Below are 13,595 nucleotides of genomic sequence, written 5' to 3' on the forward strand. Positions count from 1 at the left end.
GGGCTGAACGTCCGCGCGAAGTCTGGCAATGAGCGGGAATGTACGTCGTTATCGAATGCCATTTTAACGGTTACAGTGCGGTTGCCGAACCGGATATGGAATAGATCGGGTGGACCGCTGTTCTACCGATGGACCTCGATAATTCCTGGGCAGCCTACCTGTGACGCAATCTCATAGCATTCTCTTTCCCGCGCTGGTGCTGGCAACGTGGACCTGTATCTGGCTATGGGGCATCGGTCTCGCTGAATTCCTGTTTGCGATCGTAATCGGCATTCCGATCAGGAGAACTGCTTGCTGGACGCGAACCCGGGTAATGGTATTCGACGCGCACAAGGATGGCACGTGGATCGGACCCGACCGGTCGGGGTTGCTGCATGCCCCGATAATTTTTTATGTTTTTTCATTGGCGCTCACCATAACGCAGAGCGGAAACAGGTTTGATTATTTTATAGCCTGGTGCTATACGTTACTACGCATCGCCTGCAGCTTAAGCGAAGTGCTTTCGAATGGGCTTACAAAAAAGCAGATCTTGCTCTATTCGTCGAATGCGGCGCTGATAATTCTGTCGGCGCATGTTACTTTTTACATATCCGGCAACTAGCCGGTAATCGCCACCTCCGAGTCGCCTCGATGATCGGAAAGGGCTTTTGCGACAGTTTTCCAGGTAGCTTCGCCCATGCATAGAGAGACAGGCCACGTCTTGCCGTGGCGTATCGAAGATATCGACCTTGCCGGTATCGACCGCGAGCGCGCCACCGCGAACGAAGAGCTGTTGCTGCTGCTATGCGCGTCCTCGTTTATGGAGAGCGGTACGCATCTGTATGCCAGCGACCTGAGCGCCTACTTCGACGGCGATACGGAAGTGGTTGCGTGGCTCAACGACGAATGGAAGCCAGAGGAATTGCAGCATGGCCGGGCGTTGAAAATGTATATCGCGCACGTTTGGCCCGATTTCGACTGGGACAAGGCATTCGCAAATTTCTTCGACGAGTATTCGACGTTATGCAATGCAGAAGCGTTTGAGAAAACCCGCGCGCTCGAGATGGTCGCGCGTTGTGTGATCGAGACCAGCACCGCATCGCTGTATCGTGCGATCGGTAAATGGTCGAACGAAGCCGTGTTGAAGCAGATCGCGGGCAACATCAGTGCGGACGAGGTGCGGCATTACAAGCACTTTTTGTCGTACTTCCGGAAGTACAACGCGATCGAACGCAACGGACGGCTTGCCGTACTCGTGGCACTCGTGCGCCGCCTCGTCGAGATCAAGGGCGAAGACTCGGATGTCGCGCTGCGCCATGTGTTTGCGATGCGTTATCCGGAGCGCGGCGGCGATTCGGCACACAACAGGAAGATTGCTGTGCGCATCAACGGGCAGGTGCGCCGGAACCTGTCGGCCGAGATGTGCGTGAAAATGCTACTGAAGCCGCTTGGTTTGCCTGCCCGCATCGTGCCCGGCGTTCAGTATCCACTCGAGAAGCTGTTTCAGCATGTATTTTTCCGCGAGTATCGCTGAACTGTCGCTGAACTGTCGCGGCGGTCCCGCGCGGCGCTCCGGCGAGGCGTCATTGCGCGGCGGCGAACCGCAAGCACCGCGACACGCGAACAGATCGCGCAGCGCGTGCGGGTCACGCTATGCAGCCAGTCGAAGCCGCTCGCAGCTCAAATTGAATTGCCGGGCAATCGAGACGAGCCGGGCTTCCCATTCGGCCACGGCAAAGACGTCGTGCACATTCTGCAGACAACTGAGCAGCGCGACGGTCCGTTCGTCGAAGACGTTGATCTTCGCGCGGATCAGCGCGCGCCGCAGCGCCGCAACGCCGGCGTCCATATAGGCGGGCCGCGAAAGCGGATCCGCCGTCAGGAAGCGCACCGGTACGCCTTCGATCGTCGAGGTGTAATCGGAAGGGCGGATAAAGCTGCCGATCGGGCAGCCGCCGCAACCGCTGCGGTACGCGGCGCCGCCTCGTGGCAACAGACCGGCGCGACGCTGGCCGAGAAGATGATCGACGGCGCGATCGAAGATCGCCTGGGCGGTCAGAAACTGAATGGGTCGCATGATGTGTCTCCCGGTTTCTTCTACGCGGGCGGGTAACGTAAGTGTGGCCCGCGATTCAAGTATTGGCGAGCGCGCCGCTTGCACCAATCAGGCGATGCGGATGTCGCGGTAGGTATCGCGGAGCCGTTGTCGGGATTCGCTGACGCGCGACGACGATCGGTCGAGGCAGTCCACGCCGGGAAATCGCTCCGATCGATGCCGTGCATTGCGGTCATGCTTTCGCTTGATCTCGATCAAGGCCGGCGCGGCCGGTACGGCAAACCATTCTCCCTATGGCCGGTTCGGAAAAGCATGAGCGCCGCTCGTGCGGAGTGGAACCGGACGAACCTGTTCGAGGAGAAAACCCATGCGTGCAATCGACGTGATGACCACTTCGGTCATCTACGCAACCCCTGAGATGAACATACGCGAAGCCGCCGGCCTGCTCGCCGAACATTCGATCAGCGCGGCGCCCGTCGTCGATGTCGACGGCAATCTGGTCGGTATCGTCAGTGAGGGCGACCTGCTGCATCGTAGCGAAATCGGCACCGGCGCGCGCCGGCGCTCATGGTGGCTGCAGTTCCTTTCGTCGACTCGCGAACTGGCGCGCGAGTACGTGAAGGAGCACGCGCAGACCGTCAAGGACGTGATGACGACCGACGTGATGACGGTCTACGAGGACACGCCGTTAGGCGAGGTCGCCGAACTGCTCGAGCGGCACCGGATCAAGCGTGTCCCGGTGCTGAAAAACGGCAAGGTGACGGGCATCGTGAGCCGTGCGAATCTCGTGCGCGCGTTGGCGAGCATCGAGCCCGCCGCGGCGCCGCTCGTCACCCCGGACGATGCGAAACTGCGCGAAGCGGTGCTTGCCGCGATGGCAGGCGAGCGCTGGGGACTGGCGCGGGAAAACGTCATCGTTGCGGACGGTGTGGTGCACCTGTGGGGCTCGATCACGAGCGACGAGGAGAGCAAGGCGCTATGCATTGCCGCGCAAAGCGTACCGGGTGTGAAGGAGGTGGTCAGCCATCTCGCCTACCCGGCCCCGTTTCCCGCAATGTAACGCACGGTTTTCCGCGTGCATTGCCCATGGCATGGAGGCCGGCTTTGAACGGCGTTCACGACAACAAGCCAACATCCGCCGCGCCGCGCCGCGACAAACAACCTCAGCCGCATACCGGCGACAGCTACCGGGCGCCGCTGCGCGTGCAAAGCGGCACGGGCTGCCGCGAATGCGGCGCCGTTTACGACAACGGCCGCTGGATGTGGTGCGCCACGACGCGACGCACCAGTCAGCTCGTATGCCCGGCGTGCCGGCGGATTCTCGAGCATGCTCCCGCGGCCGAACTGTGGCTGCAGGGCGGCGGCTATCTGGATGCGCACCGCGACGAGGTTCTTGCGCTGTTGCATCATCAGGAGCAGGGCGAGCGGGAGCGTCACGCGCTCGAGCGCCTGATGCGCATCGACGAGCAGGCCGGCGGAATGAGGGTGACCACGACCGGCACGCATCTGCTGCGCCGGATCGGCGCTGCACTGCTACGCACGCACCACGGCCGGCTTTCGATCGAGTATCGCGACGGCGATGGCCTGCTGCGTGCGCGCTGGAGCCATGCGGACAGCGACGTGTGAGCACGCTCCCGCAGGCGGGCCAAGCGCGGCCTCGCCTCGTGCGGCGGCTACTTTGCTACTTCGCATCCGCAATCGATTCAGGCGGCAAGCTCGGCAAGCAACCCCAGCCGAGCGGCACGAAAACTTCGCCGCCCGCCAATTCGACCTGTTCGACGAAAGCGGCCAGGGTGGCGCCGGCCATGATGTGCAGCGGCTCGCCATCGAGGAAACTCTCGGTGCGCAGCCATGGCGCGGCGCCCTCATTGAGTTCGTACGCGCTGCGCGCATGGCCGTTGCGGCCCGATTCGGGAGGGAACAGCGGCCCGTCGAACGCGACCTTCAGTATCTGATCGGGGCTGTCCGAAAAGGGCAGTCCCGCGTGCAGATGGTACGGCACGCGGTCCCAGCGGTCGCCGCATTGCCGCTCGAGCGGCAGACGTGTGAAGAATGCCCACGGCATGCGTACGAAGCAGAGCGTGTAGACGTCGCGCACGCCCGTAAGGTCGACTTGAAGGCCCATGGTCTCCTCGCTTGCGTCGTTGGTGCGTCCGGTGTGGTGCCCGCGCTGGTGCCCGCGCTGGTGCCCGTGCTGGTGCCGTCTGGCGTCCTCAAAGACGCGCTCGAACCTCGCCTGACACGCAACGGTCAGTGTCGGCGAAGCCATTGCGCAGCCGGTTGACGCAGGTCAAGCGCGCGGCATGGCGTCGCGCTGCACGCCGGCGTTTGACTTGCATCAACGCGGGCTGCGCGCAGGTCCGTAGGCTGTGTGTGAGTTCCGATCCGCCACGCGCGATCATGTTTCGCACAGGTGTCCGCCATGCATATTTCCTTTCCACACGATGCGCCGGAGTATCGCGGGCGCGACCTCGTGGTCGCGTTTGCGGCACTCGTCGACGGCAAAGCGGTTCGGTGCGCGATCACCGCGGAGGCGCTCGAGGACCATTTCGGCGCGGCATCGCTGCGCGAACCGGATCTGATCGAAGCCTTCATCGCGCATCGCTTCGAAATCGAACAGGCCGCGGACAGAATGCTCAACGAAGTGGGGGGCAACCCGGTACTGCTGCACAGCGGATACTTCCGCTTCTACCCGCACGCGCAAAACGGCTCGCGCGACTGCGTCGACAAGGAGAGGTCGAGATGAACAGCGATACGTCGCCGTCGGCATGGGATCTGGACGAACATCGGTTCGACGCATCCGCGCCCTTGGAACAGCAAGTGCGCTTTGCGCTGCAATACGCGGTGCTCGCCCCGTCGAATCACAACGCGCAGCCGTGGCGATTCATCGTCGATGCAGACACCGTCGAACTGTGCGCCGACCGCACGCGCGCATTGCCGGTGGTCGATCCGTTCGACCGGGAACTGTTGATCGGTTGCGGCGCGGCACTGCTCAATCTGCGCGTCGCATTGAGTCATTTCGGGCTCTCCTACGCGATCACGGTGTTTCCGTCCGAACTCGATCCGGACATCGTCGCGCAGATCAAGGTGTCGCACGACGGCTATCGCGATGCGAGGCTCGCCGCGCTCTTCAGCGCCATCACGGAACGGGTGACGACACGCACGCCATTCTCGGGCGAAAACGTGGCAACCGCACTGCAGGCGAAATTGCTCGATGCGTGCGATGCGGAGGGCGCGATCGCGTGCTGCATCGATGCCCGGGCGTCGCGCCAGGCGATCGCCGAGTTGATCGAAGAGGCCGACCACATCCAGTTCGCGGATCCGCGCTTTCGGCGCGAGCTGGCCAGCTGGATCCATCCGTCGCGCACGGCGGACGGCATGCCCGCGTACGGAGCGTCGGTGGGGCGCATGCTCGATGTCGCTGCGCCGTTCGTCGCGTCCGCCTTGCGGGTATTCGACATGGGCGCGGGAGCCCCGGCGACGGACCGGCGTTTTATCGAGGGCTCGCCGCTGCTGGTCGGCATCGCCACGCGGCAGGACAATCGCGCGGAGTGGGTCGCCGCAGGTCAGGCGCTCGAGCGCATGTTGCTCGTTGCGGCATCCGAAGGGCTCACGGCGTCTTACCTCAATCAGCCGATCGAAGTCACCACGCTGCGGGAACCGCTGCGGGCGCTGCTGAAGGTCGACGCGATTCCGCAGTTGCTGCTTCGTGTCGGGCGCGGTCCGCAGGTTGGTCACTCGCCAAGGCGGCCGATGCCGGACGTCGTCGACTGAGCGGCGCGGCGGCGCGGCGCGCCGGATCCGTCGCGCTGCGGCGCCTCGTTCGAAGCGGTGCCGTTGCACGTCCATTGCCAGACCTGGGCCGCCGCGCGCTCGGCTTTTCCGGCTTGTGCGTTCAGCGCGGCAAGCGTTTGTGCGTCGCGCGCAATCGGCGAATCGAGCAGGCGCAGGCCGAGCTTCGTTTGCCGGGATGCTGCACGATGAACACCGGCGCCCGAAAATTGGCCGCTAGCTGCGCGACCAACTGCGACAGTCGCCTCGATGCCACCATGCGACGCACCGGTGAAAAAAATTCTGTCCTTCATGAATGGCGTCGCAATTGGGGTTTGTTTCCATGATGCTGGCGCGTTCGCGCATCGGGTTGACGTTGGTCAATCGTCAGAATGGATTCCCAGTACTCGGCCGCTTCGATACGCGACAGCGGAACTTCGGTGTCGAACGTCACGGCGAGCGTTCTTTCGTCCGCCGTCAGCGGTTCCGCGCTGGTACGCTGCATCTCCAGCACCGCCACGTCGGCATCGGACAGATCGTTGCGGGCCCGCGCACGGGCGCTCACGCGCGCCGCCATACACGCGTCGCTCGCGTGAAAATCGAGCAGCACGGCGCGCACGCCGAGCGCATGCGCGAGCTCCAGGAATGCAGCGCGGTGTTTCCGCTGAAGAAACGTGGCGTCGACAATGACGCTGTAGCCATTGCGCAGGATTTGCTCCGCTGTCTCGAGCAATGCGCCGTAGACGCGGTCGATTTTGTCCGACGTGTACGAGTCGGCGCGCAATGCCGCCCGCTCGGGCGGAGTGTGCGTGCCGATCCGCTTGCGCTGCGCATCGCTCGAAAGACGTATCGCGGGGTAAAGATCGGCTAGCGCGCGGCTCGCCACCGATTTCCCCGACCCTGAAAAACCATGGCATAGCAGCAGACACTGGCGCCGACCGGTCGCGGTTTCGTTGACGGCAGCGACAGCCGTGTCGAGATAGCGCTCGCTTGCGGCGAGCGACGCCGGCTCCTGCGGACCGAGCCGCGCGACGTACGCACGCACGAGCGCGCGGTACACGATGTAGAAGCGCAGCGGGACGAGCGCGCCATAGTCGCCGCTCGTTTCGAGCCAGCGATTGAGCATGCGGGCCGCGAGATCGGCCCGACCCGATGCGCGCAGATCCATCAGCACAAAGGCGAGGTCGTTGGCGATGTCGATCCAGCGCAACGCATCGTCGAATTCAATGCAATCGAACATCAGCACGGTGTCGCGCCACCGCACGATGTTGTTCAGATGCAGGTCGCCGTGGCAACTGCGCACGAAGCCCGTTGCACGGCGCGCGTCGAGCGTATCGGCTATGCACGCCAATTCGGCGGCGCACCAGCGGCGCAGCGGCTCGATGCGAGCCGCGCCGATATGCGTGGCGCAGCCGTCGAGCACGGCGTTGCATTGCGCGCGCAGCAGCGCGGCGCTGCCGAGCGCGGGCCGCGGCACGTTGCGCGACGCGTGAAGGTGGCACAGCGCGAGCCGTGCCGCCGCGCGGTCGATATCCGTGCGCTGCAGGTCGCGTTGCGCGAGCAGCCGCGAAAACAGCATGCGCTCGTCGAAGCGTCGCATTCTGACTGCGTATTCGGCGCCGACGGCACGGCTTGCGGCAGCCTGCCTCGTGCGGCGCTCGGGCGCGATACGCACGAGGCCCAGATAAAGCGGCCCCGCGAGGGTCCGGTTCAGGCGCACTTCGGCTTCGCAGCTACGCCGTCGGGCGTCCGCGTCGGTGAAATCGACAAAGCCGAATGCGACGGGTTTCTTGATCTTGTACGCAAATCGCCCGGCGAGATAGACAACCGACAGATGCGTTTCGCGGCGCTCGATGCGTCCCGCGGGGTGCAGGTAGAAGTCCGGCCGGCGCAGCATGCGGTCGAGCGCGCGCCATGCGCGCCGCGCGGCTCGCTGGCGGTTCGCCGCGTGCAGCGTGGGTGTGCCTTTGACGTTCGATCGGATCATGGCGTGGTCGCATCGACGGTTGGTTTCGCGGCGCTCGGTATTTCGCCCGTACGCGTGTCGCGATATATCAGGTAGCGCTCGCGCAGCGGCATGAATGCAGCGCGCTCGCGAGCAGCGAGATGCGCGGCGTCGATGACGACGCCGCGCGTCTGCACGGAGGCCGTCTCAGGGGCCGTCTGCGTGCCGGCCGCCGCTGTGCTGCACGAGGCTGCGGCGAGCGCCAGAGCTGCGCAAGCGGTTCCGACGGCCGCTCGCCAGCGCGCGCTCATCGTTGCGCTCCGGGGCCTGGCGGCCAACCAGTCTTCGTTTCGCCGAGCAGGCGGACGAGCAGCTGCGGCGTGCAGCCGTCGACCATCAGGAAGCGCGGCAGCGCGAGCGGCGCATCGGAGCGCCGCACGCGGCGCGCTTCGATGGTCAGGCCGGCGACGTAGCCGCCCGAGCGGGCAAGTTCGACGAGATCGTCGTCGTAAATGCCGAACGGCCACGCGATCATATCGACATGTCCGCCGACCTCGCGCTCGATCGCTTCGCGCGAGTGCGCGAACTGCCGGCTCGCGAACCGGCGGAATTCGTCCGGTGACAGGCGGCGCCGCTCGACATGAAAATCCGGATGCCACCAGCTATGCGATTGCACATCGAAGAAGCCGGTCGCCTTGAGCGTGCGCAACTGGTCCCAGGTCAGCGCGTACGGTGCGTTCGAGATCGCCGATGGATAGACGAACAGCGTGACGGGAAACCGCTCGCGCAGCACGATCGGCATCATCGCGTCGTACACCGAACGATGACCGTCGTCGACCGTCACCGCGACCGCCTTCGGCGGCAGCGTCGCCGCTCGGTCGCGTACCCATGCGACGATGTCGGCGAGCGGCACGATCCTGTAGCCGTGCTCGCGCAGGAACGCGAGATGGGCCTCGAAGGTCGCGATGCGCACGGTCATCGAATCGTCGGCCGACTGCGCAAAACGGTGGTAGACGAGGATCGCGACCACCGGCACGGCGGCGTTGCCGGCGACGGCGCCGTCCGGCAGCGCCGCGAATGCGGCCGGTGCGGCGGGCGCCAGTAACAGACAGAGCGCGCATGCGATCGCGACGACGACGCGCAGCGCAAGCTCGTACCGGACCAACGGCGAGGTGCCGCGATGGACAGCCGGGCGGCAGGCCATCAGAACGCCCGCGCGAAAGCGTCGTTGCCGTCGCTGCCCGCTTGCCGCATGGGCAGGCGCGCGATCATGCAATCGGTCGTCAGCAGCAGCGATGCGACCGAGATCGCATTTTGCAGCGCAGTGCGCGACACCTTGACGGGATCGACGATCCCGGCTTCGAACATATCGCCATAGCTGCCGTGCGCGGCGTCGTAGCCCCACGCGCCGTCCGCGGCGCCGTCCGCCTGCGCGACGAGCGTGCCGATGCTCGTGTCGCCGCTCGCCGAGATCGTGGCGATCTGCCGCATTTCCGCGGCGCTCGTGCAGGGTTTCGCCATGCGGCGCAGTTCGTCGACGACGCGTTTGCCGGCTGCTTCGAGCGCGCGCTTGAGGGCCATCGGATCGTGCCCGGCCACCACACAGCGGTTGCCTTCGATCATGATCGCCTGCGCGAGCGTGGTCGCCGTCGTGGTCCCGTCGCCCGCGACTTCGCTGGTGCGCGTCGCGACTTCGCGCAGCAGGCGCGCGCCCATCTCCGCGAGCGGGTCGGCGAGGTCGACCGCGCCCGCGACGACGACGCCCGAGTTGGCGACGAGCGGCGCCGCATCGGGCTTTTCGACGATCACGTTGCGCCCGCCCGGCCCGAGCGTGACCTTGACGGCTTCAGCGAGCGCATTGACGCCATTCAGCAGCAGCTGGCGCGCGTCCTGATGAAAGACAAGGTTTCTGGCTGACACGATGGGCTCCGTGGATGGATTCGTCGCTGACGGGCACGGCCGCGCTGCATGCCGTTATGTTTCGACCATTGAACCGGCACCGCGCGCGCACGCAGTTGATCTGCATCAACGGACCGGCCGCTCGATTCGCCCCACGCGCCCATCCGGGGGCCGCGCGCCGCTCGACGCGCGCGGGCGTTGATCGATGTCAAATCGCGCACCTCGTGTTGCGCGATGCTTCAGGGGGAGCGCGGACCGTCGCGGCATCGGCATGCGGCGCGCGGACAGTGCGGCCGCCGCGCGCCGCGCACGGGAGGGCACTGGATCATGAGTGAACTGGCAACGGCAACCGCTGCCGATTCCGTACGAGCGATTACGCGCGTCACGATGGCCGTCGATGCTTCGCCGGCATCGCAGCGGCTTGCCGCGTATGTGCGCGATCTGGTGCGTCCCGGCATGCATGTGTCGGTGGTCGGCATCGCGGAGAATCCGCGCGTGCTTACGCCGCAGCTCGCCTTCGACGACGCGATGCTCGCGACGGCACGGCAGGGCATGCGCCGCGCCGTGCGCGATGCGTTGGGACGCGCGAGCGGCATCATCAGCGCAAGCGGTGCGGACGTCGACGCGCGTCTCATCGATCAATCGCACAAGGACGGCGCCGTCGCCGATGCACTGGTTGCCGACGCACGCATGTTCCATGCGGATCTGCTCGCGGTCGGAGCCCGCCAGCATCGAGGCATGCTGCGCTGGACCGACGCCAGCGTCTCGAGACCGGTTACGCGCGACGCGCATTGCTCGATGCTGATCGTGCCCGAGCGCTTCGAGCGCAAGCACACCGTGCCGCTCGAGCGCATCGTGTTCGCGATCGACGGCAGCGCCGCATCGCTGCATGCGATGCGTTACGCGCTGCAACTGGCGCCGGCGCAAAGCCGGTTGCTCGCAGTCTATGTCGTCGATCGCGCACTGCGGTTCCCATCGATGCCGGCACTGCTGCTCGAGGATGCGTATATCGCCGAGGGCGAGCGGGCGCTCGGTCACGCGGCAACGATCTTTGCGCGTTGCCCGAACCCGTCGAAAACCGCGCTGCTGTCGACGCGAACCGTGGGCGACGACATCGCTCATGCGCTCGTGCGTGAAGCGATCCGCTTGCAGGCGGACCTGCTCGTGGTCGGCACGCACGGCCGGCGCGGACTGTCGGGCTGGGTGCTCGGCAGCGTGGCGCGGCGTGTCGCGCGCCTCTCCGACGTGCCCGTGCTGCTCGTGCGTCTCATGCCGCCGTGACACGACGCTACTGTGTCACGCGGCGGGGCGGCAGCCTTATTTCGAGGAAAAGCGCCGCGCTTGACGCAAGGGAATCCGCATCGCACGAGGGCTGTGCCGGCGCTGCCGGCACGCCCTGATCAGGCCGCCTCGCACGCGCGCAGACGGTCGCTCAACACGGTGGCGAAACGCTGCAGCGATGCAAGCGAGCCGACCACGCTTTGATATTTTTCGCGGCCGATCTGTGCATCGAGAAGCACGAGCATGTCGGCGTCGCGTGCGAGTGCGAGCAGTGCATCGGGTTCGTCGAAGACGGGCGGTTCGCCGCATGCAAGGACTGTCGGCACGGACGCAGCCGCGACGGCGAGGCCAGGAACGGCGCAAGCGCAGATGACGTTGGACATGGCGAGTCTCCTTCTGTCAGGCGTTCGATGCCGCTTTTCCTGCGCGGCACCGATGGCATCCGACATAAGCCGGATCGGTAACCAAAGTATCGTGCGCGCTCTTTCGCGATCCAATCAGGCGCCTCTGAAGTCGGTGTCATCCGCGACTGTCGACCTGCCGCGTATTCCTACAGACAGTCGGCCGCCGCACCGCCGAACACGTTTCACCACTGCGCCATCCATTGACCTGCGATCTTCACGTAGGAACGCTTGACTGCCGCCCATGCCACGCGGTGCGCGATTGCTTCGCGCCGCACGAAGACGTCTTCGCTTGATGCGAGTCAAATCGGGCACGCGCATGCGCACTACGCTAGTACACGAGAACCGGGCGGCGACGCGATCTTGCGGGCATCGCCCTTCCTTATTCCGGTAATGGCGAGGACACGCGTATGAATCCCATCAAGCCCGACAGTCAGATCAGACAGGAAGTCGAAGACGAACTGGCCGCCAACGCGGCCGTCGATGCAACCCATATCGGCGTATCCGCCTCGAATGCCATCGTCACGCTATCGGGCGAGGTCGCGAGCTACGCCGAAAAACTGGCCGCGGAAAAATCGGCGATGAGCATCTCCGGTGTCGACGCGGTCGTCGTCAAGCTCGATGTGAAGGTGCCGCAAAGCGACCGGCGAACCGACGAGGACATCGCGATCGGCGTACGCGGCGTACTCGACTGGATCGCGGGCCTCGACGAATACAGCGTCAAGGTCAAGGTGGAGAGAGGATGCGTGACGCTGGTCGGCGAACTGCAGGATGCGTATCGCAGCCGCATTGCCGAACAGCACATCTCCCATATGCGGGGCGTGGTCGGCGTGTCGAATCAGATCCGTATTCGCGGCACGGCGTCGTCGGTCGATATCGAGCAGAACATCCGCAAGGCGATCCAGCGGCACACCGAACGCGAGTTGAAGCACATCGGCATCGAGATCGAGGACGGCAAGGTGGCGGTGTCCGGGCGCGTCAGTTCGCTGGCGGAACGCGCGCTCGTGTGCGGCGCGGCACGCGGAACACGCGGCGTGACGGCAGTCGAAGACCGGCTCACGCTCGTATGAGGCAAGGCCGGCAAGCGCCGGCGCATCGCATGTATTGGAACAGCAGGAGAACACAGTGAAGACGCATGGAAGCGTAAAGCGCGACGTCGAGCAGGAGTTGCTCTGGGACAGGGGCGTCGACGCGCGGGCGATCAAGGTCAAGCTGGTCGGGGGAGCGGTCGCGCTCAATGGAACCGTCCTGAACAACGCACAAAGAAACGAGGCGCTGCGGGCTGCCCAGCGGGCCGCGCCCGACGTGGTGATTCATGACAATCTGATCGTGAAGTGTCCTGATAACGGCCAGTGTGCGGACTCGACGCTTGCCGACGAGATCCGCGCGACGCTCGAGCACTGCGAAAGGCTGCGTCATGCGGCGATCGACGTCGCCGTGGCGGACGGTCGTGTGACGCTCACGGGGCTCGTCGACTCGCCGGCGCAGCGCGATGAGGCCGCCGTGCTGCTGAGGGATATTCCGGGCATTGCCGACATCGAAAACCGGATCGCGACACGCCTGGGCGAAACGGAACGCACCGTCGCCGACAGCATCGCGACCGCGCTGCAAGGGTCCGGGTTGCACGCGGCCGAATCGATCGTCGTCGATGTGCGCGATGGCATCGTGCGCCTGACGGGCACCTGCAGTTCGACGAAGCAGAAGGAAGTCGCCTGCGAAGCCGCGTGGAAGGCAAAGGGCGTGCGCTGGGTCGTGGACCAGTTGCATATCGGCTGAAGGAAGGAGACGCATATGAACTGGCTACTGGAGTATTTCGCGCAAGCAACCCCCACGCTGAACCTGACGCTCTGGGCACTTCAGCCCGCGGTGCTCGGGCCCGATGGTCCCATCGTCAAGCCCGTGATTTCGCTGCCGTATCCGGGCATCGAACTGGCCTACCGCGCCGCCGACGAGGTCCGGCGCGGCGAGCGTATCTACGAATGGCCGGCGCGATACGAAAGCGCCGTTGCGGCCGGCGCTGCCGCGCAAGCGGGAGCGATCGCGGACCCATCCGGCTTCTTTCACGAAGTTTCGATCTACGCACCATCGGCGATCAACCGCGAACCGGTGGTCGTAATCAACCGGAATTTCTCGTTTGCCCCTGTATTCGCAGCCGACGGAACACCGGGCTTCGTCGGCGAGAGCATGCCGAGCGAGGACGCGAGGCAGCCGGCGAACCAGATGAAGCTGCCGTGGTTCTTCGCCGGCTACGTCAGCATCTGAC

The 13,595-nt window shown here is 65.1% G+C and carries 19 protein-coding genes; 10 read left to right on the plus strand and 9 right to left on the minus strand.

What is annotated here, in order from left to right; all coding sequences use genetic code 11:
• The first annotated feature begins 160 nt into the window (after positions 1-160).
• Together QYH69_RS06090 and QYH69_RS06095 are read left to right on the plus strand one after the other, a co-directional pair.
• Positions 161-601 (plus strand): hypothetical protein, encoded by a 441-nt coding sequence (locus QYH69_RS06090; protein ID WP_308830988.1) that lies wholly within the window; start codon positions 161-163, stop codon positions 599-601.
• Between the two features lie 75 nt (positions 602-676).
• Complete coding sequence (locus QYH69_RS06095; RefSeq protein WP_308830989.1) at positions 677-1,513, plus strand: ferritin-like domain-containing protein; 837 nt, start codon at positions 677-679, stop codon at positions 1,511-1,513.
• Between the two features lie 117 nt (positions 1,514-1,630).
• On the opposite strand, the gene QYH69_RS06100 is transcribed toward QYH69_RS06095, so the two are convergent.
• The gene (locus tag QYH69_RS06100) at positions 1,631-2,056 is read right to left on the minus strand and encodes a hypothetical protein (protein WP_308830990.1); all 426 of its coding nucleotides are present in this window, start codon (positions 2,054-2,056) and stop codon (positions 1,631-1,633) included.
• Positions 2,057-2,402: 346 nt separating this feature from the next.
• Between QYH69_RS06100 and QYH69_RS06105 the strand changes: the two genes are divergently transcribed.
• Both QYH69_RS06105 and QYH69_RS06110 read left to right on the plus strand, forming a co-directional pair.
• Entirely contained in the window at positions 2,403-3,095 is a 693-nt protein-coding gene (locus tag QYH69_RS06105) for a CBS domain-containing protein (protein WP_308830991.1), read from the plus strand.
• 44 nt (positions 3,096-3,139) lie between these two features.
• Positions 3,140-3,661, plus strand: a complete 522-nt coding sequence (locus QYH69_RS06110) for a BCAM0308 family protein (RefSeq protein WP_308830992.1) — start codon at positions 3,140-3,142, stop codon at positions 3,659-3,661.
• 55 nt (positions 3,662-3,716) lie between these two features.
• On the opposite strand, the gene QYH69_RS06115 is transcribed toward QYH69_RS06110, so the two are convergent.
• A complete protein-coding gene (locus tag QYH69_RS06115) occupies positions 3,717-4,160 on the minus strand; it encodes a hypothetical protein (protein ID WP_308830993.1) in 444 nt (147 codons plus the stop codon).
• Positions 4,161-4,457: 297 nt separating this feature from the next.
• On the opposite strand from QYH69_RS06115, the gene QYH69_RS06120 reads away from it, so the two are divergent.
• Together QYH69_RS06120 and QYH69_RS06125 are read left to right on the plus strand one after the other, a co-directional pair.
• Positions 4,458-4,781 (plus strand): DUF1488 domain-containing protein, encoded by a 324-nt coding sequence (locus QYH69_RS06120; protein ID WP_374992355.1) that lies wholly within the window; start codon positions 4,458-4,460, stop codon positions 4,779-4,781.
• Positions 4,778-5,809 carry an Acg family FMN-binding oxidoreductase gene (locus tag QYH69_RS06125; RefSeq protein ID WP_308830995.1) on the plus strand — a complete coding sequence of 344 codons (1,032 nt, stop codon included), beginning with the start codon at positions 4,778-4,780 and terminating at the stop codon, positions 5,807-5,809. The genes QYH69_RS06120 and QYH69_RS06125 overlap by 4 nt, the downstream gene beginning before the upstream one ends.
• On the opposite strand, the gene QYH69_RS06130 is transcribed toward QYH69_RS06125, so the two are convergent.
• The 5 genes from QYH69_RS06130 to QYH69_RS06150 are packed head-to-tail and all read right to left on the minus strand — an operon-like array spanning position 5,770 to position 9,671.
• Positions 5,770-6,120: a hypothetical protein gene (locus QYH69_RS06130; RefSeq protein WP_308830996.1), complete on the minus strand. Its 351-nt coding sequence runs from the start codon at positions 6,118-6,120 to the stop codon at positions 5,770-5,772. The genes QYH69_RS06125 and QYH69_RS06130 overlap by 40 nt on opposite strands.
• Positions 6,117-7,793 (minus strand): AAA family ATPase, encoded by a 1,677-nt coding sequence (locus QYH69_RS06135; RefSeq protein ID WP_308830997.1) that lies wholly within the window; start codon positions 7,791-7,793, stop codon positions 6,117-6,119. The genes QYH69_RS06130 and QYH69_RS06135 overlap by 4 nt, the downstream gene beginning before the upstream one ends.
• Positions 7,790-8,062 (minus strand): hypothetical protein, encoded by a 273-nt coding sequence (locus QYH69_RS06140; protein ID WP_308830998.1) that lies wholly within the window; start codon positions 8,060-8,062, stop codon positions 7,790-7,792. Before QYH69_RS06140 ends, QYH69_RS06135 begins: the two co-directional genes overlap by 4 nt.
• Positions 8,059-8,955, minus strand: a complete 897-nt coding sequence (locus QYH69_RS06145; RefSeq protein ID WP_308830999.1) for a polysaccharide deacetylase family protein — start codon at positions 8,953-8,955, stop codon at positions 8,059-8,061. Before QYH69_RS06145 ends, QYH69_RS06140 begins: the two co-directional genes overlap by 4 nt.
• Entirely contained in the window at positions 8,955-9,671 is a 717-nt protein-coding gene (locus tag QYH69_RS06150; RefSeq protein ID WP_374992356.1) for a TCP-1/cpn60 chaperonin family protein, read from the minus strand. The genes QYH69_RS06145 and QYH69_RS06150 overlap by 1 nt, the downstream gene beginning before the upstream one ends.
• 306 nt (positions 9,672-9,977) lie before the next feature.
• Here QYH69_RS06150 and QYH69_RS06155 point away from each other — a divergent pair, with 306 nt between their 5' ends.
• Positions 9,978-10,931 (plus strand): universal stress protein, encoded by a 954-nt coding sequence (locus tag QYH69_RS06155; protein ID WP_308831000.1) that lies wholly within the window; start codon positions 9,978-9,980, stop codon positions 10,929-10,931.
• A 119-nt stretch (positions 10,932-11,050) separates the two neighbouring features.
• On the opposite strand, the gene QYH69_RS06160 is transcribed toward QYH69_RS06155, so the two are convergent.
• Both QYH69_RS06160 and QYH69_RS06165 read right to left on the minus strand, forming a co-directional pair.
• Positions 11,051-11,314, minus strand: a complete 264-nt coding sequence (locus tag QYH69_RS06160; RefSeq protein WP_308831001.1) for a hypothetical protein — start codon at positions 11,312-11,314, stop codon at positions 11,051-11,053.
• A 203-nt stretch (positions 11,315-11,517) separates the two neighbouring features.
• Positions 11,518-11,610: a ChaB family protein gene (locus QYH69_RS06165; protein ID WP_308831002.1), complete on the minus strand. Its 93-nt coding sequence runs from the start codon at positions 11,608-11,610 to the stop codon at positions 11,518-11,520.
• Positions 11,611-11,751: 141 nt separating this feature from the next.
• Here QYH69_RS06165 and QYH69_RS06170 point away from each other — a divergent pair, with 141 nt between their 5' ends.
• From QYH69_RS06170 to QYH69_RS06180, 3 genes are read left to right on the plus strand one after another with little or no spacing between them, the layout of a single operon-like run.
• Positions 11,752-12,402, plus strand: coding sequence for a BON domain-containing protein (locus QYH69_RS06170; RefSeq protein ID WP_308831081.1), 651 nt, complete (start codon positions 11,752-11,754; stop codon positions 12,400-12,402).
• 55 nt (positions 12,403-12,457) lie between these two features.
• Entirely contained in the window at positions 12,458-13,108 is a 651-nt protein-coding gene (locus QYH69_RS06175) for a BON domain-containing protein (RefSeq protein ID WP_308831003.1), read from the plus strand.
• Positions 13,109-13,123: 15 nt separating this feature from the next.
• Positions 13,124-13,594, plus strand: coding sequence for a hypothetical protein (locus QYH69_RS06180; protein ID WP_308831004.1), 471 nt, complete (start codon positions 13,124-13,126; stop codon positions 13,592-13,594).
• Position 13,595: the final 1 nt, after the last annotated feature.

Origin of the sequence: Paraburkholderia sp. SARCC-3016, assembly GCF_031119615.1 — a bacterium.
Taxonomy (GTDB): domain Bacteria; phylum Pseudomonadota; class Gammaproteobacteria; order Burkholderiales; family Burkholderiaceae; genus Paraburkholderia.